The organism is Ruegeria sp. YTSC192 (assembly GCF_059609705.1).
The window spans coordinates 250,395-267,377 of sequence record NZ_JBXWMG010000005.1 but is presented as its reverse complement, the minus strand read 5'-3'; the positions used below and the strand labels follow the sequence as shown (position 1 = coordinate 267,377).

At 58.1% G+C, this 16,983-nt stretch carries 16 protein-coding genes; 7 read left to right on the top strand and 9 right to left on the bottom strand.

Annotation, left to right across the window (positions count from 1 at the left end):
* Position 1: 1 nt before the first annotated feature.
* Positions 2 to 1,261 carry a vWA domain-containing protein gene (locus tag AC2FD8_RS09945; protein ID WP_496855747.1) on the bottom strand — a complete coding sequence of 420 codons (1,260 nt, stop codon included), beginning with the start codon at positions 1,259 to 1,261 and terminating at the stop codon, positions 2 to 4.
* A gap of 58 nt (positions 1,262 to 1,319) precedes the next feature.
* Positions 1,320 to 2,228, bottom strand: coding sequence for an AAA family ATPase (locus AC2FD8_RS09940; protein WP_496855746.1), 909 nt, complete (start codon positions 2,226 to 2,228; stop codon positions 1,320 to 1,322).
* A 136-nt stretch (positions 2,229 to 2,364) separates the two neighbouring features.
* Between AC2FD8_RS09940 and pyrC the strand changes: the two genes are divergently transcribed.
* Positions 2,365 to 3,402 carry a dihydroorotase gene (pyrC, locus tag AC2FD8_RS09935; RefSeq protein WP_496855745.1) on the top strand — a complete coding sequence of 346 codons (1,038 nt, stop codon included), beginning with the start codon at positions 2,365 to 2,367 and terminating at the stop codon, positions 3,400 to 3,402.
* Here pyrC and AC2FD8_RS09930 read toward each other — a convergent pair.
* Together AC2FD8_RS09930 and AC2FD8_RS09925 are read right to left on the bottom strand one after the other, a co-directional pair.
* Positions 3,399 to 4,694, bottom strand: coding sequence for an MmgE/PrpD family protein (locus tag AC2FD8_RS09930; RefSeq protein ID WP_496855744.1), 1,296 nt, complete (start codon positions 4,692 to 4,694; stop codon positions 3,399 to 3,401). The two genes, pyrC and AC2FD8_RS09930, sit on opposite strands and share 4 nt — an antisense overlap.
* Before the next feature lie 38 nt (positions 4,695 to 4,732).
* Positions 4,733 to 5,179: a type II toxin-antitoxin system RatA family toxin gene (locus tag AC2FD8_RS09925; RefSeq protein WP_496855743.1), complete on the bottom strand. Its 447-nt coding sequence runs from the start codon at positions 5,177 to 5,179 to the stop codon at positions 4,733 to 4,735.
* A gap of 73 nt (positions 5,180 to 5,252) precedes the next feature.
* Here AC2FD8_RS09925 and hpt point away from each other — a divergent pair, with 73 nt between their 5' ends.
* A complete protein-coding gene (gene hpt, locus AC2FD8_RS09920; RefSeq protein ID WP_496855742.1) occupies positions 5,253 to 5,789 on the top strand; it encodes a hypoxanthine phosphoribosyltransferase in 537 nt (178 codons plus the stop codon).
* Between the two features lie 112 nt (positions 5,790 to 5,901).
* On the opposite strand, the gene AC2FD8_RS09915 is transcribed toward hpt, so the two are convergent.
* Positions 5,902 to 7,044, bottom strand: coding sequence for an amidohydrolase (locus tag AC2FD8_RS09915; RefSeq protein ID WP_496855741.1), 1,143 nt, complete (start codon positions 7,042 to 7,044; stop codon positions 5,902 to 5,904).
* On the bottom strand, positions 7,041 to 7,991 hold the full coding sequence (lipA, locus tag AC2FD8_RS09910; RefSeq protein ID WP_496855740.1) for a lipoyl synthase: 951 nt from the start codon (positions 7,989 to 7,991) through the stop codon (positions 7,041 to 7,043). The genes AC2FD8_RS09915 and lipA overlap by 4 nt, the downstream gene beginning before the upstream one ends.
* Before the next feature lie 261 nt (positions 7,992 to 8,252).
* Here lipA and AC2FD8_RS09905 point away from each other — a divergent pair, with 261 nt between their 5' ends.
* Positions 8,253 to 8,801, top strand: coding sequence for a peroxiredoxin (locus tag AC2FD8_RS09905; protein WP_496855739.1), 549 nt, complete (start codon positions 8,253 to 8,255; stop codon positions 8,799 to 8,801).
* Between the two features lie 47 nt (positions 8,802 to 8,848).
* Here the strand turns inward: AC2FD8_RS09905 and AC2FD8_RS09900 are convergent, their stop codons facing one another.
* Together AC2FD8_RS09900 and AC2FD8_RS09895 are read right to left on the bottom strand one after the other, a co-directional pair.
* Complete coding sequence (locus AC2FD8_RS09900) at positions 8,849 to 9,772, bottom strand: LysR substrate-binding domain-containing protein (protein WP_496855738.1); 924 nt, start codon at positions 9,770 to 9,772, stop codon at positions 8,849 to 8,851.
* 47 nt (positions 9,773 to 9,819) lie between these two features.
* Complete coding sequence (locus tag AC2FD8_RS09895; protein ID WP_496855786.1) at positions 9,820 to 10,902, bottom strand: DUF6456 domain-containing protein; 1,083 nt, start codon at positions 10,900 to 10,902, stop codon at positions 9,820 to 9,822.
* A gap of 253 nt (positions 10,903 to 11,155) precedes the next feature.
* On the opposite strand from AC2FD8_RS09895, the gene AC2FD8_RS09890 reads away from it, so the two are divergent.
* Positions 11,156 to 11,443 (top strand): DUF6477 family protein, encoded by a 288-nt coding sequence (locus AC2FD8_RS09890; RefSeq protein WP_496855737.1) that lies wholly within the window; start codon positions 11,156 to 11,158, stop codon positions 11,441 to 11,443.
* On the opposite strand, the gene AC2FD8_RS09885 is transcribed toward AC2FD8_RS09890, so the two are convergent.
* Positions 11,444 to 12,988 (bottom strand): trimethylamine methyltransferase family protein, encoded by a 1,545-nt coding sequence (locus AC2FD8_RS09885; protein ID WP_496855736.1) that lies wholly within the window; start codon positions 12,986 to 12,988, stop codon positions 11,444 to 11,446.
* A 548-nt stretch (positions 12,989 to 13,536) separates the two neighbouring features.
* On the opposite strand from AC2FD8_RS09885, the gene guaA reads away from it, so the two are divergent.
* The 3 genes from guaA to AC2FD8_RS09870 all read left to right on the top strand — a co-directional run bounded on the left by guaA (position 13,537) and on the right by AC2FD8_RS09870 (position 16,792).
* Complete coding sequence (gene guaA, locus AC2FD8_RS09880; protein ID WP_496855735.1) at positions 13,537 to 15,096, top strand: glutamine-hydrolyzing GMP synthase; 1,560 nt, start codon at positions 13,537 to 13,539, stop codon at positions 15,094 to 15,096.
* 107 nt (positions 15,097 to 15,203) lie between these two features.
* A complete protein-coding gene (locus AC2FD8_RS09875; RefSeq protein WP_496874301.1) occupies positions 15,204 to 15,857 on the top strand; it encodes a class I SAM-dependent methyltransferase in 654 nt (217 codons plus the stop codon).
* A 71-nt stretch (positions 15,858 to 15,928) separates the two neighbouring features.
* Positions 15,929 to 16,792 (top strand): DMT family transporter, encoded by an 864-nt coding sequence (locus tag AC2FD8_RS09870; protein ID WP_496855733.1) that lies wholly within the window; start codon positions 15,929 to 15,931, stop codon positions 16,790 to 16,792.
* The last annotated feature ends 191 nt before the right edge of the window (positions 16,793 to 16,983 follow it).

The following is a 16,983-nucleotide window of genomic DNA, read 5'->3' as shown; positions in this document are numbered from 1 at the left end:
CCTAGCCGGAAAGCGCGGACATCAGCCGCGCTTTCTCTCCGACATCGTCTTGGACTGAGATGACAGTGGCGAGGTCTTCGAGCGACGCAATCGAATGACCTGCGCGGAAGCTGTCGACATGGGGCAGCATGGCGGCCACGCCCTGCGCTTTTGGGGCGAACCCATCCCAACGCAGCAGCGGATTCAGCCAGATCAGACGTCGGGCTGAAAGATGCAGGCGCTCGGTTTCTTTCGCTAGAGCTTCAGGCGCGCCGCGATCCAGACCGTCCGAGATCAGCAGAACCACCGCCCCCTGCCCCATGACGCGCCGCGACCAGTCCCGATTGAAGGCGTGCAGGCAGTCTCCGATCCGCGTGCCCCCTTCCCAATCCTGTGCCTCGGCCCCGGCGGCGGTCAACGCGGCATCCACATCGCGCTGGTGCAGGTGACGGGTGATATTGGTCAGTTGGGTGCCGAAGGTGAAGGCATGGACCTTGGCCCAGCCGGCCCCCTTCGCGTTCGAGACCGTGTGCAGAAAATGCAGGATCAGGCGGCTATACTGACTCATCGAGCCGGAGATATCGCAGAGCACGACCAGATTGGGCCAGCGCGGTCGGGGTTTTTGTTTCGCGATATCGCGCAACTCTCCGCCCTGACGCATGGCGGCGCGCAGAGTTCTTGCCCGATCTATCCGGTGACCTATATGGCTGGCCTGACTGCGGCGGCTGTTGATCGGTTTGACCGGCAGGCTGAGGCGCGACAGGAGGCGTTTGGCCTGTGCGATCTCATCGGTACTCATCTGTTCGAAATCCAGACTGCGCAGACGCTCCTCGGACGAGGCGGTTTGCGAAGCGTCGATCTCAAGCTCGGTTTCGCCCTCCTGATCCTCGGAGGTTTCGGGTTGATCGCGTTCAACCCCATCGAGCAACGCCTCAGCCGCGCGTTTTTCACCGGCGTCAGCTTTGCGTTCTTCCTGTACGCCGCGAATAGCGGGCAGCATCATGGACATCATGTGTTCCAGATACCTCGGGTCGCGCCAGTAGAGGCGAAAGACCTGCGCGAAGACGGTGCGATGTTCGGGGCGGTTCACGAAACAGGCATGCAGGGTCCAGTAGAAATCCTGCTTTTCGGTGAAGCCTGCGGCCTCAACCGCCCGAATGGCATCCACCACGCGACCGGTACCGATCGGTAGCCCGGCCTTGCGAAGGGCGCGGGCGAAATGTGTGATGTTCTGCGCCAGCTTCGGGTTTTCGGGAATGTCGAGCGGGATTTGTTCGGCCATCAGCATTCATGGGGGCTCTGCCCCCATACCCCCGAGGTATTTTCAAACAGAAGAAGCATCAGGCCGGTTCTAAGTCGGCCTTGGCTTCGTCAAGAATGCGTTTGGCCTCGGACCCTTGCAGCTTCTGGATGTCGTCCTGGTATTTGAGGATTGCGCCGAGGGTGTCTCCGATCACTTCGGGGCTGAGGTTGATGACGTCCAGCGCCAGCAGGCATTTGGCCCAGTCGATGGTTTCCGCCACGCCGGGTTTCTTGAACAGGTCTTCGGTGCGCAGGCGCTGCACGAAGGCCACAACCTCGCGGCTGAGGGATTGCGCCGCCTCGGGCGCGCGGGCGTTCAGGATTTCAATCTCCCGCTCGAAATCCGGGTAATCGACCCAATGGTAGAGGCAGCGGCGTTTGAGGGCGTCATGCACCTCGCGCGTGCGGTTGGAGGTGACGATCACCACCGGCGGTTCGGGGGCTCTGACGGTACCGAGTTCCGGGATTGTGACCTGAAAATCGCTGAGCGCCTCCAGCAGGAAGGCCTCGAAGGGTTCATCGGTGCGGTCAAGCTCATCTATCAGCAGCACCGGCGCGCCGTTTTCATCGGGCCTCATGGCTTGCAGCAATGGGCGTTCGACGAGGTAGTCATCCGAAAACAGCTCGGTCTGCAGGGCAGAACGGTCTGCGCCGCCCGCGGCTTCGGCGGTTCGGATGGCGACCATCTGCGCGGGAAAGTTCCATTCATAGACGGCAGAGGACGCGTCCAGCCCTTCGTAGCATTGCAGGCGGATCAGGCGGCGACCAAGCCCTGCAGCCAGCGCCTTGGCGATCTCGGTTTTGCCGACACCGGCCTCGCCTTCCAGAAACAGCGGCCGACCGAGTTTCAGCGACAGGAAGACGACCGTTGCGAGCGCGCGGCCGCAAACATAGCCCTGTGCGCTGAGCATTGTTTGAACCGCGTCGATGGAATCTGGCTGTGTCATGTGCTGAATTCTCCCTTGCCACAAAAGGTCATGGCCGCGCCTGTGCGTCAAGGCCATGACGCGTTTATGAGCTACGACGATCGAACGAGTTGACAAGGGCTTTTCCGGCGGCAGCCTCTGTGTTAGCCGGGGCATCATGACCGATAGCATCACGATCCGCCGCCCCGACGACTGGCATCTGCACCTGCGCGATGGCGCGATGTTGCAGGCCGTCCTGCCCGAAACCGCGCGCCATTTTGGCCGTGCGATCATCATGCCCAATCTGGTGCCCCCGGTGGTGACCGGCGCGCACGCCGCCGCCTACCGCGACCGTATCATGGCTGCGCTGCCCGAAGGGATGACGTTCGAGCCGCTGATGACCCTGTATCTGACCGAAGATACGGATCCCGAGGACCTGGCGGCTGCGCATGCAAGTGGGTTGGTCAAGGCAGTAAAACTCTACCCGGCAGGTGCGACGACCAATTCGCATTCGGGTGTGCGGAATTTCGACAAGGTGCGCCCGCTGCTGGAGAAGATGGCCGAGATCGGTCTGCCTCTGTGTGTTCATGGAGAGGTTACTGACGCCGAAATCGACATCTTCGATCGTGAGGCTGTGTTCATCGACCGCGTTCTTGATCCGATCCGCAAAGCGACCCCCGGCCTTCGCGTTGTGATGGAGCATATTACGACCCGCGACGGGGTTCAGTATGTTGCCGCCAACGAGACCGATCTAGGTGCTACGATCACCGCGCATCACCTGATCATCAACCGCAACCACATTCTGGTGGGCGGGATCAAACCGCACTATTACTGCCTGCCCGTCGCCAAACGGGAAGAGCATCGGTTGGAGCTGCTGAAAGCCGCGACCTCGGGCGATCCACGTTATTTCTTGGGCACGGACAGCGCGCCGCATACGGATGACAACAAGGAAATGGCCTGTGGCTGTGCGGGGTGTTTCACGGCGACAAACACCATGTCCCTGGTGGCCGAGATGTTCGACCGCGAAAGTGCCATGGACAAGCTGGAAGGGTTCGTGTCGTTGAATGGTCCGGCCTTCTATGGCCTGCCGGTGAACGAAAGCACGATCACGCTGACCAAGGGGGAACCAGTCGAGTACCCGTCTAAGATCGAAAGCGGCGACGGCCCTGTTACTGTCTTCGACCCCGGTTTCCCATTGCACTGGCGCGTGGTTTAACCCGCCAGTTTTGCAGCCAGATCACGGGCGCGACCTCCGGTGCGCAGCATCGACCAGATCGCGTCCGCCTCATCCCCTCCAATCAATTTCGACGCTTTGGCGCGGACACGGTCTTCCCGATCCGCCAGAGACATCGGAGCCATCAGATCATGCGTGACCTCGCGCCGCACGCCGTCGCGCCGTAGCAGCTCCAGATGGGTTTCGGTCTCAGTCAGGGCTTCATCCGCCTCGACCGTGATGCGGTCCTGTAATGAGCGGATGCGCGGATCGGCGCAGACCTTCTGCGTGTAGCTGCCTGGCAAGGCGGTGTCGTAGCCGAGCGCCTGCATGGCGATCACTGTGCGATAGGAAAACTTCGCCCCCAAACCCGTGGTCGGAGACATCTGGTTGCAGACGCTCATCCAGCGCGGATGGGTTTTGACCTTGATTTCAGCCACTTCGGGTTCGGCAATATCCAGACGCAGAGCGGCCTCAAGCGCCGCGTGCAGACCGTGGCAGCAGGCGTGAAACTTGTGGCTGACCGATTCGAATAACCATTCCTCGCCCAACCCGTCCAGAGCCGCCGACATATCCGCCGCGCCCTGATGGGTTGCGCCAAAGCCGTATTGGCCTTCTAGCGCGCCCGCATTTGGTTCAAAGCCCCGTTTTATCAGCAACGCGGCTTCGACCCCGGCTGATGCGGCTAACCCTGCATTGTAAGGTTTGCCCATAGTGCCGAACTGAGCTTTCAGACCGGCCGCGCGCGTAGTCGTCAGACCCAGAACTTTCTGCATCTGCGCGGCATCAAACCCAAGCACTCGACCCGCTGCAACTGCAGCCCCAAAGGCGCCAGAAGTCGCTGTTTGGTGAAACCCGGATTGATAGTGATCGCGACCGAGCCACAAACCGATCCGGATCGAAGCCTCCATCCCGATCAGGGCTGCCTCCAACAGATCCACGAGGATACGGTCATCCCATTCCGAAACCGCCAAGGCCGCAGGTAGGATGGCAACCGACGGATGGCCGATATGGGCGAAATGGGTGTCGTCATAGTCCAGCGCATGGGACACTGTTCCATTGACCAGAGCTGCCGCACGCAGGGGCGCTGCTCCGCCGCCGAACAGATGGGCCTGCGCTGTGCCGCCCTCCTCCTGCACCATGTCGCGGATGGCGACCGACACGGGCTCGGACACACCGGCACGACCCACCGCGATCCAGTCGAGAACGGAAAGAGACGTAACAGCCCGCGCCTGCGCGGTTGTGTTGACGGGGCCAGCGGCAAAACGCGCAAGCGTTGAGGTGAATCCAGACATAGCGCGCAGTCTAGCGCGCGTCGGTCGTTGGTAAAGCCTTAGCTGTAAAGCTCGGCAGCACGCGCCTCAAAAGCGCGCACAATACGCTGCATGGCCTCGTTGAAGACTACACCGATGATCCCTTGCAGGATGGCGTTCTTGAACTCGAAATCCACATGGAATGAGACGTTGCACCCACCTTCGGGGGCATCTTCAAACTGCCAGTCTGATTTCATGTATTTGAACGGACCGTCCAGATATTCGGTGTCGATCCTCTTTTGACCGGCAAACAAGGTCACACGGCTGCCAAACCGTTCGCGAAACACCTTGAACGAGATCACCAGATCGGCCTCCATCACCTCGGCCTCGCCAGCCGCATAGGTCTGGCGAATACGTGCGGCGGCGCACCAGGGTAGAAACTTGGGATAGCTCGCCACGTCAGCAACCAGATCATACATCTGCTGGGCCGTGTAAGGCAGGTGACGCGTTTCCGAGTGGATAGGCATGGCAATCCGGCATTAGAAGGTGACAATGGCGCGTCATGTCGTATGTTGCGCGCCAAAGATCAAGGGGGCTGCGATGACTGACCGCGCATATGTGATAGATGAGATGATCTCGGCCAAGGCAATTGCAGCCCGAATCGAAGAGCTTTGCCGCGAGATTACCGACGAATTCGGCACTACCGACAAGCTGGTGGTCGTCGGCCTGCTGCGTGGGTCCTTCGTGTTCATCGCGGATCTTGTGCGCGAACTGGACCTGCCGATCGAGGTGGATTTTCTGGAGGCCTCCTCTTACGGCGACGCGATGGAGAGCAGCCGGGAAGTGCGCATTCTCAAAGATTTACGCGGTGCTATTGAAGGCCGCGATGTGCTGGTGGTCGAAGATATCGTCGATACGGGCCACACGCTGAACCACGTCACAAACCTGCTGCATAGCCGCAAGCCGAAACGGCTGAAATCCATTGCCCTGCTGGACAAACCCAGCCGGCGCGAGGTCGATTTTCGTTCAGATTGGATCGGGTTTGAAATCCCAGATGAGTTCGTTGTGGGCTACGGCATCGACTACGCGCAGCGCAATCGCAACCTGCCGTTTATCGGTAAAGTTCGGTTTACCTAAAGTGTTTCGGGTTTTACCTGAATCGCCAAGTGACACGAATGTCCCGAGAACGCTGAAAGCGTGACAGGGTCTTCGTGTCTCAGGTTTAACCCGAAACGCTATAAACGCGGCCTCAGCCCAGAACCCGCCGGATCGCTGCCAGAAAGACTCCCGTGCCAACTGGGATCAGCGCATCCGGGAAATCATAGTCAGGATTGTGAAGTTGGGGGTGATCTTGCCCTGCGCCCAACCAGAACATCGCTGATTTCGCACCTTTGCCGAACTGGCCGAAATCTTCCGAGAACCTCTGCGGTTCATCAGCAAGGCGGCTGGGAACACTCTGATCGTCGCAAGCTTGAGCCAGAATAGCCACCGCTTCGGAATGATTGGTGCATGCCTCGAAGACATCCTCGTAGGTGATTTCGGTACTCAGGTTCTCGGACTTGGCGATCTGCTGGACCAAGGCCTCAGAATCGGCAATGAGCTTTGCCATCCGGTCGTCTGACACGGTGCGCAACGTCACCCACAGCTCGGCCTGACCGGGGGCGACGCCAAAGGTTTGCTCTCCGAGGCTGGCATGCGTGATCGTGGTCAGTGCATAGTCGTCGTTCAACGCGCCTGCTGTGCCGAGCCGGGTAAGTTCCGGGATCAGTGCAGACAATGCGCCCGCAGGGGAAACCCCATCCTGCGGTGCAGCAGCATGAGAGGTCTTTCCGGTCAACGCGATCCGCATACCCCGCGAGGCGCAGTTGGTTGGCCCCTGACACAATTCAACCTCGCCCAGTTTCAAACCCGGCAAGTTATGAAGAGAAAACACGTATTCCGGTGCGAGCTTAGCGAATTCAGGATCGTTACGGAATGCCTTGGCGCCTTGCCCGGTTTCTTCGGCGGGCTGGAAAATCAGAACCGCCCGTCCGCGCGCCGGGCGCTGTTCCTGCAATTCAAGAGCAACGCCCAGAACCATCGACATATGACCGTCATGCCCGCACAGATGCCCTTTACCCGGCACGGTCGAGACATACGGCAGCTCCGAAAGCTCCTGAATCGGCAAGCCATCCAACTCACACCGAATTGCGACGGTGGGACCGGTCGTACCGCTGTCGAAAACAGCTGCAACTCCGTGCCCGCCGAGGTCGGTCAGCACGATATCCGCCCCTGCACGACGCAGCTCATCAGCCATGCGCGCGGCGGTTTCACGCTCTTTCCCGGAAAGTTCGGGATGTTGATGCAAACTATGGCGCAGCGCTGTCAGCTGCGCCAATCCTTCAGGCGTCACGCTTTACCCAGCTTGGCCTGCCGCGCCGCACGCAAACGCGCGAAATCATCCCCCGCGTGGTAGGACGAGCGCGTCAGCGGAGTGGCCGAGACCATCAGGAAGCCCTTGCCATAAGCCGCTTTTTCATACGAGGCGAACTCCTCAGGCGTCACGAAACGATCCACCGCGTGGTGCTTGGGCGTTGGTTGCAGATACTGACCAATGGTCAGGAAATCTATGTCAGCGGCGCGCATGTCATCCATGACCTGACCGACTTGCTGCTTGTCTTCACCTAGACCAACCATGATGCCGGATTTGGTGAAGATCGACGGGTCCAGTTCTTTCACCCGCTGCAACAGGCGCAGTGAGTGGAAATAGCGCGCACCGGGACGAACCTCAGGGTAGAGGCCCGGTACAGTTTCGAGATTGTGGTTGAACACATCCGGCCTGGCTTCGACCACGGTCTCAAGCACCTCGGGCTCACACTTCAGGAAGTCCGGCGTCAGAATCTCGATCGTCGTCTTCGGCGAACGGTGACGGACGGCTCGAATGGTCTGCGCGAAATGATCCGCTCCGCCGTCTTTCAAATCGTCCCGATCAACCGAGGTGATCACGACGTGGTTCAAACCCAATTTTTGCACCGCATGCGCAACACGACCCGGCTCGAAGGCATCCAGCGAGTCCGGACGTCCCGTCGCGATGTTGCAGAAGGTACAGCCGCGGGTACAGATCTCACCCATGATCATCATGGTGGCGTGACCCTGGCTCCAGCACTCACCCACATTGGGGCATCCTGCCTCTTCGCACACCGTCACCAGATTGTTTTCACGCATGATCTTGCGCGTCTCGGCATAGCCCTTGCCGCCTGGCGCCTTGACCCTGATCCATTTCGGCTTCTTAGGCTGGGCGTTGTCCGGGCGATGCGCCTTTTCGGGGTGACGTTGTTCTGGGATTTTCAGATCGCGCACGGGCAGTTTTCCTAACTTTGGGTCAACTTTGTGTACCCATACCATAAAACACTCACGCCTGTTACACCAGCGACGCATAGCCGCTATGCAGGTATCTCGCGAGCATCAAGTTAGTTTAGCCTTAAACTATTTTTTCGCATGAAAAATCAATAGGCAACCAGACCAAACCTATCTTGCAGATGCAGCATTTCATGCATTGAAGGCCGTTTAGAACTGATTTAAATCGCCAGAAAGTCACAACTGAATCACAGGAACTTGAACATGAAGACCGGAGCAAAACTGCCCGATGTGACCTTCCACACGCGCGTCCGCGACGAGGCCGTCGAAGGCCCCAACCCGTTCCGCTGGGAAGACAAGACTACCGCCGATTATTTCGCTGGCAAGCGGGTGATCCTGTTCTCACTGCCCGGCGCTTTCACCCCCACATGTTCGACCTACCAGCTGCCCGGGTTTGAAAACGGTTACGCCGACTTCACCGCCAAGGGTATCGACGAGATCTACTGCATGTCCGTCAATGACAGCTTTGTCATGAACAAATGGGCGCAGGATCAGGGCCTGACAAACGTCAAGGTCATCCCTGATGGTTCAGGTGAGTTCACCCGCAAGATGGGCATGCTGGTCGACAAGGACAACCTTGGCTTTGGCATGCGCTCGTGGCGCTATGCGGCCATCATCAATGACGGCGTTGTCGAAGCATGGTTCGAAGAGCCCGGCCTGATGGATAACTGCCCTGAAGACCCCTATGGCGTGTCATCGCCCGAGACTCTGATCCAGCATCTGGAAGCCGCAGCCGAACCGGTCTTGGCGTAAATCTGATGCTAAAGCGTTGATTTCAGGCCCGCTTCAGGCGGGCCTTTTCATATCCGCGTGGCCGAAACGATCTGCTCCCCCACATCCCGGATCACCTGGGCCAAACGATCCACCCAACCGTCATCTGTTGTTGATGCACGCCGGACCAGCCCCACCGTGCGCGCCGGTTGCGGGGCGCCGAAACGCAAGAGTTTCATGCCGGGAACAGCCTCTGATTCCGATTTCGCGGCCAGTTCGGGCATCAGGGTCAGGCCGAACCCCTCGGCAACCAGCCGGGAAAGCGTCGCAAGCGAGGAGGCTCCCATGTTGATCTGCCCACTACCCCGGTCCTGCCCGCAGACCTCAAGCGCTTGATCCGTCAAGCAATGGCCATCCTCCAACAACATCAACTGCGCCGATTGCAAGTCCAGAGGGCGCAACATCTCGGGACTGGTCGTTACGCGTTGCAACCGCGCGGCGCTGCCTGCCAGCAGGAAGTGATCTTGGAACAGCGGCGTTTCGCGGAATTCCGAGCCGCCCGCCGGCAGGGCCAGAACCGCAGCGTCGATCTCACCTTCGCGGAGCAAAGACAGCAACCGTTCCGTCCGCGCCTCGCGGATCTGCACACGCAAAGAAACGTCTGCCGCTCGCAAGCCACCCAGAACACCGGGAAGAAGATAAGGGGCAATCGTCGGGATGATCCCGATCGACAGCGAGCGATGCCCGCCAGAGTGATCCCGCGCGAATTGGTCCAACCGCACAGCTGCCCCCAGCACCTGACGCGCATGTTCCAGAACGTCTCGGCCCAGCGGCGTCAGCAGGATGTCCCGCGCCTGACGCTCGAACAGTACACCGCCCAGCGTTTCCTCAAGCGATTTGATCTGCACAGAAAGCGCAGGTTGCGACACATTGCAAACCTGTGCGGCGCGGCCGAAATTGCGCTGCTCGGCCACGGCTTGAAAGTACTGCAACTGTTTGAGTGTGAAATTCATAGCCCTTGATTATCAGCAAGGGCCGAAACCACAAGAGAGGCTTATACCTATCCGATCATGCGATCTTGCCCGGAGAGATCCTCATAGTGTCGCTTCAAGCGTTGCAAGGCGATGCGCAGAACGATCTTACCCGAACGCGCGGACCAGCCCATGCGCTTTTCGGCCAGTTCCAGCCCCTCAAGATAGCAACAACAGCGCAGCGCGACGTCGCTCAGCCCCGGGCCAAGATCCGACAAGGCGCGTGCTACGCGGTCTTTCGCGTCCGAGGCCCCTCGCCCACCATGGGATTCACTGTCAAAACTGCCGCGCCCGCCGCCGGTCAGAAAACGATCCCAGTTCTGCGCGACCTGCGGGCCGATCTGCGCCAGCTCAAAATCTTCGCGCAGACGTTCACCGGCATTGACCAGCGTTTCATCCAGAAACGGATTGCCATCCCGATCCCGCCGCCGCGCCAAGGCGACCAGCGGGCTTTCCGCAGCACAATAGCGCATGCGTCGGGCGCGCTCTGGGACGCATCCGCCAGATTTCGGCTGGAACGAGGCCTGCGCCTCGGCCATTCCAAATTCGTTGCGCGACCGCGCCTTGTTTTCCGCCTCGGCCACCAAACGGTTGAGCGCGGCGCGCCCCGATGTCGAGATGCGGTACCGGGAAATGCGGCCCGGATTGTTACAGGAAATCCAGTCCTGCAAGGCAAGGGCCTGCGCGATCTTGCAATCAACAACGGCCGTTCTGGTGGTGCCAGCCTCGCCCGTGTCGCGTACCACAACAGCCTTGTCCATATCTTCGGCCACCGCCAGAACCGATCCCGTCTCACACAGGCGGCGCAACACGCGCATCGCTTCGCCGTCGAACGAGCCGTCGTCTTTCTCGTCCTGCCCCGCTACGTCAAAGCGGCGCGTCCGATCCGAGACCGCGAAATGTGTCTCGGCCAGCGATTGCAGGGCTGCATCGACCAAAGGATCATCACGGCGCATTTCGACACGGCGAATTTGTCTGAGAATGGTAGAGGCATGGCACCCGGCGGATCGTGCGATATCCCGGATCGACTGACCGGTTTCCGTGTGCGCAAGATAACGCTGTGCCCCCTCGGGAACCCATGCCGGAATAGAAAATGCCACGTTGTTTTCCATATTCATTTGCCCTCGTCGACAAAACAGACTGCCACTTTTGCCCCCCGAAATTAAAGTTAACCAAATCTAACTAGAGGTGATTTCGTTACTCGTTCGTTAACCCCGAAGCGCAGCAACCAGATTTGATTCAAAAAGATAAACAGTCGTGAAACCAACGTTCGGGGCGACCCTCTTGCACGCAACGCCCGCTTAGGTTGTGTGACAAACAGGGCGTCAACTATCCGAACACGAGGCACCTGAAATGCAAGACCTGATGACCATGATCACCACCCTGCGCCGCCCCCGCCTATTGGCGCGTGCTGCGAAACTCGGGGCACAGGATTACAACCGGGACCGGCATCTTCAGCGCATTCTGGGATATGGTCGACTGCCGGGGAACGGGGCCGCGCTGATGCGGCTTTTGGATATGGAGCGAGAGCAAAATACACTGCGAAAAGAAGAGGATGCCGCCTACTCACTGGTCAGGCACCTTGATCTTCTGATTGCGCTTTTGGGTGAGGCGCAGCTGTATCAAGCCAGCCGCGCCGCACAGTTCGATTGATCAGGTAAACGCGTCCGGCATCGAGGCTTTCTTGTCGGCAATATAAGCCTCAAGCGCCTCTTTGGTGGACGGGTCCATCTGCGGCTGCTGGTAATTGGCCAGCAGATGCTCGACCCGGGCCGAGGCCAGCTGACGCGTATCGCGCGAACCTTCGTCCTGCCAGGTCTCGAACGGTTTGTAGTCCAACACGTCGGATTTCCAGAAGGCTTCCTTGAAGTTGGCCTGCGTGTGGTCGCAACCAAGATAGTGACCGCCCGGCCCCACTTCGCGGATCGCACCCATCGCCTGCGCGTTCTCATCATAGGCAACGCCTTTGGCCAGACCGTGCAGAACACCCAATTGATCGGCATCCATCACGAACTTTTCAAAGTCAGCAACCAGACCGCCTTCGAGCCAGCCACACGAGTGCAGCATGAAGTTCACGCCCGACAGCAGACCCATATTCAGCGAGTTCGCAGTCTCATACGCCGCCTGCGCGTCCGGCAGTTTCGAACCACAGAACGACCCTGCAGATCGGAAAGGCAGGTTCAGGCGGCGGGCCAGCTGACCTGCGCCATATGTGATATTCGCGGCCTCGGGTGTTCCAAAGGTCGGCGCGCCCGAGTTCATGTCGATCGAAGTCACAAACGCACCAAAGATCACGGGTGCGCCCGGGCGAATGATCTGGCTATAGGCGATACCCGCCAGAACCTCGGCCAGAACCTGCGTCAGTGTTCCTGCAACCGACACTGGCGCCATTGCACCACCGACGATGAAGGGCGAAACGATACAAGCCTGATTGTTCTTCGCGTAGACTTCCAGCGCGCCCATCATCACATCGTCGAAGGTCATCGGCGAGTTGATGTTGGTCAGCGATGTCATCACGGTGTTGTTCTGGACAAAGTCCTTGCCGAACAGAATCTCGCACATCTCAACCGAATCCTGCGCCCGGCTGGGATCGGTTACGGACCCCATGAAGGGTTTGTCCGACAGGGTCATGTGCGCCATCAGCATATCAAGATGGCGTTTGTTCACCGGAATATCAGTCGGTTCGCAAACGGTCCCGCCCGAGTGGTGCAGCCACTTGGACATGTAGGCCAGTTTCACGAACTTGTTGAAATCATCCATGGTCGCATAGCGACGGCCACCCTGCGCATCACGCACGAACGGAGGGCCATAAACAGGCGCCAGAACCAGATTACGGCCACCGATCACCACCGATTTCTCGGGGTTGCGGGCGTGCTGAGTGAACTGGCTTGGCGCTGTTTTGATCAGCTGGCGCGCCAGACCACGCGGGATGCGCACGCGTTCGCCATCAACGTCAGCGCCTGCATTGCGCCAACGCTCCAGCGCGGCGGGATTGTCGACAAAGTTGACGCCAACCTCTTCGAGAATCGTTTCTGCGTTGTACTCGATGATCTCCAACGCTTCTTCGTTGAGGACCTCAAAGTTCGGAATGTTCCGCTCAATATACTTTGCAGTTTCAATCCGAACCGCAGTGCGTTCTGCCCGGCGGGCGGCTCCGCCACCACCGCGACCCCGACGACGTGCTGATGCTTCAGCCATTTTTCCTCACCATACTTTGGATGTCTTGATTTGGTTTCTGTCTAGCCCGACAACACCCGCAACTATTGGAAGATAACGGCTATTGGCACATAAAAGCGACATTGCGCCGCGACGTGACCCCTAGGAATAACGCGATTGGCTCTCGTTCACGTCTTCTCACGCGACACTCAGAATCCCCGGCACAAGCCCAAGAAGTGCTGATTATTTTGCTGAACGATTTCAGCGTGATCTTTGGCCAAGACAAAAACCTCGTTAATTTGCAAAGCCTTGCAGGCTGCCCCCTTTTTGAAACTCGACATACGCATCCCGTTTTGCACCAAAGCCATAGTGCCGCCGCACAAACATCCGCCAGCGCGCCTTCCGCGCATTGCACGAGGATGTGGAACTCATGTTCGGGGTGTCAGCGTGACGCATACGGAAAGATCGTCAAGTATTTGTTATAAAACTCCTACAAAAGCTGAGGCGCAGATTCACTGAAATGCGGGTAGACGCCCTGTTGCAAAGACCTTTCTCTTGCGAATTCGTCACGCTTGGCCTATGGCCCGCACATGAGTGATACATCCCACGACCGCCTTCTGATCATCGACTTCGGCAGCCAGGTGACGCAGCTGATTGCACGCCGCTTGCGCGAACTGAATGTCTATTGCGAAATCCACCCCTACCAGAACGTCACCATGGAATTTGTGCGCGAAATGGCGCCCAAAGCGGTGATCTTTTCGGGTGGGCCGGACAGTGTCACGCGCGAGGGCTCTCCGCGCGCGCCGCAAGAGATTTTCGACTATGGCGTTCCGATTCTGGGCATCTGTTATGGCCAGCAGGTGATGATGCACCAACTGGGCGGCAAGGTCGAAAGCGGCCATGGCACTGCCGAGTTTGGCCGCGCCTTTGTCACCCCGAAAGGTCAGTTGGATATTCTGCAAGACTGGTTCGCGGATGGTGATGAACAGGTCTGGATGAGCCATGGTGATCATGTCAGCGAGATCGCTCCGGGGTTTGAGGTCTACGGCACCTCCCCCAACGCGCCGTTTGCCATCACGGCAGACAGCAAGCGTCATTTCTACGCGGTGCAGTTCCACCCCGAGGTGCATCACACCCCCAAAGGTGCGAAACTGTACGAGAATTTCGTAAAACTCGCCGGGTTCCGCGGCGACTGGACCATGGGCGCCTATCGTGAGCAGATGATCGAGAAGATCCGCGAGCAGGTCGGCGACAAGAACGTCATCTGCGGCCTGTCCGGCGGTGTCGACAGCTCGGTCGCGGCGATCCTGATCCATGAAGCCATTGGCGATCAGCTGACCTGCGTCTTTGTCGACCACGGGCTGCTGCGCAAGAACGAGGCACAGGAAGTCGTCGGCATGTTCCGCGACAACTACAATATTCAGCTGATCCACGCGGACGAAAGCGATCTGTTCCTGGGCGAGCTGGACGGTCAAAGCGACCCCGAGACCAAGCGCAAGATCATCGGCAAGCTGTTCATCGACGTCTTCCAGAAACATGCCGATACGATCGACGGGGCCGAGTTCCTGGCCCAAGGCACGCTCTACCCGGATGTCATCGAATCCGTCTCGTTCAGCGGAGGCCCTTCGGTCACGATCAAGTCGCACCATAATGTTGGTGGCCTCCCCGAGAAGATGGGCCTGAAGCTGGTCGAACCCCTGCGTGAGTTGTTCAAGGATGAGGTCCGCGCGCTGGGTCGCGAATTGGGCCTGCCCGACAGCTTCATCGGCCGCCACCCTTTCCCCGGACCGGGCCTGGCCATTCGCTGCCCGGGTGAGATTACCCGAGAGAAGCTGGAAATCCTGCGGGAAGCGGATGCGATCTACATCGACCAGATTCGCAAACACGGGCTCTATGATGAGATCTGGCAGGCCTTTGTGGCGATTCTACCCGTCCGCACCGTAGGCGTCATGGGCGATGGCCGTACTTATGACTATGCCTGCGCGCTGCGTGCCGTGACGTCAGTTGATGGCATGACCGCCGACTATTACCCCTTCAGCCATGAGTTCCTTGGCGAAACAGCCACTCGGATCATAAACGAGGTCAAGGGGATCAACCGATGCACTTATGATATCACTTCGAAACCTCCGGGAACGATCGAGTGGGAGTAGTTCGATTGAGCGGGTGCCCATGGGTTATGGATACGTAAACAGATAAATCAAGTGGTCAGTCGCGGGATGCGCGACAGACTTCTACAACAATGAAATGGTTGCTAAAAATGTCAAATTCCGACTCCCAGTATTCGCAGAGCTTTCGGATTACAACGCGTACGATCTCTTGGAACAAGCCTAGGATTGGCAAGACAATTGCATCCTGGAAGCAATGGCGGGCCTTAAAGCAACAAAAAGACATCAAACTGGAACTGGGTTCCGGAGAGAAAATCGGAACAAATGGTTGGACAACCGTAGATACCGCGCCCTGCGACTTTCGCTATGATTTGCGCAATGGAATCCCGCTTCCTGACAACTCAGTTTCAGCGCTCTATGCATCTCACTTCCTGGAACACCTGAGCTACAAAGATCTCTGTACGTTCATTCCCGAATGCCACCGCATTCTGAAATCCGGAGGTACTTTCTCGGTCTGCGTTCCCAATTTCCGCCTCTTCATTGAGGCCTACATGGAGAACCGAGAGTTTGAGCCCAAAGAAGGTCAATTTCAGCCTGCCGTCGTTTCAACAGGGTCCAATATGGATCAGATAAACTACATCGCTTACATGAACGATGAGCATAAGTATATGTTTGATCAGGAAAACCTCTTGGCTATTCTCAAGAAAGGCGGTTTCGAAACTGTCGAAAAACGGGGGTTCGATCCGGAGCTTGATCTTGCCGAAAGGGATTATCAGTCAATCTACGCCCTCGCCACAAAGGCTTAAGTTGGCAGCTGTAACTTAAAGGAAAGAGATTGAGGGACGCGACTGGCTCGATTGGCAGGGCCGCCCTATGGATGACCGGTGCCATTGCCTCGTTTTCCTCAATGGCCGTCGCCGGGCGAGAGCTGAGCCTGCATCACGATACTTTCGAGATCATGATGTATCGCAGTTTTGTTGGTGTGTTAATTGTAGCGCTGGTACTGACGGTAACCCGCAAATGGCACCAGGTCACAACCAAGCATCTTGGTTTGCATGCGATCCGCAATACCTTCCATTTCACGGGTCAAAACCTGTGGTTCTACGCGGTTGGAGTGGCCCCTCTGGCACAGGTTTTTGCGCTTGAATTCACCCAGCCGATCTGGGTGATCCTGCTCTCTCCTTTGCTGCTAAAAGAGCGTCTGACCGCCATCAGAATGACTTCGGCGTTGATTGCATTTGCAGGGGTTCTTATGGTGACAAGGCCCGGAACCTCAAGCTTGTCGCCGGGCATTCTCATGGCTGCCGGAAGCGCAATTTTCTTTGCGTTTACAACGATCACGACGAAGCACCTCACCCGACATGCCAGTATCGGATGTATCGTGTTCTGGCTAACCGTGATGCAGGCTGTTCTTGGTACGGTTGCGGCAGGGATAGACCAGCAGATCGCTTTGCCAACGCCACAGACGGCACCCTTTTTGCTGCTGGTTGGTCTGGCCGGTCTTCTGGCGCATTTCTGCATCACAAACGCTCTGGCGATTGCACCAGCAACCGTGGTTGTGCCGTTCGACTTTGCCCGCCTACCGACAATCGCGGTTGTCGGCATGCTTCTTTATCATGAACCATTGGATCACTGGACGCTACTAGGCGCAGCCGTGATCTTTTCAGGTATCTTTCTGAATGTCTGGTCCGAAAATCGTAACAGTTTAGCAACAGTTCACGCAGACACTCACAAGAAGTAACGCACGGTCACCAGTTGACGATAAAACTGTGAGCAAGACAGTATCGGGCATCATTATTCGAGCGGGCCGGCATCTTTTCACTCACATGGACGCCATACAGGCCTTCGAGGGACAGTAAGGGAGGAATACATGAAAAAAGCGCTACTATCAGCGTGCGCAGTTTGCGTGGGGGCAACAGCGGGCCACGCTGG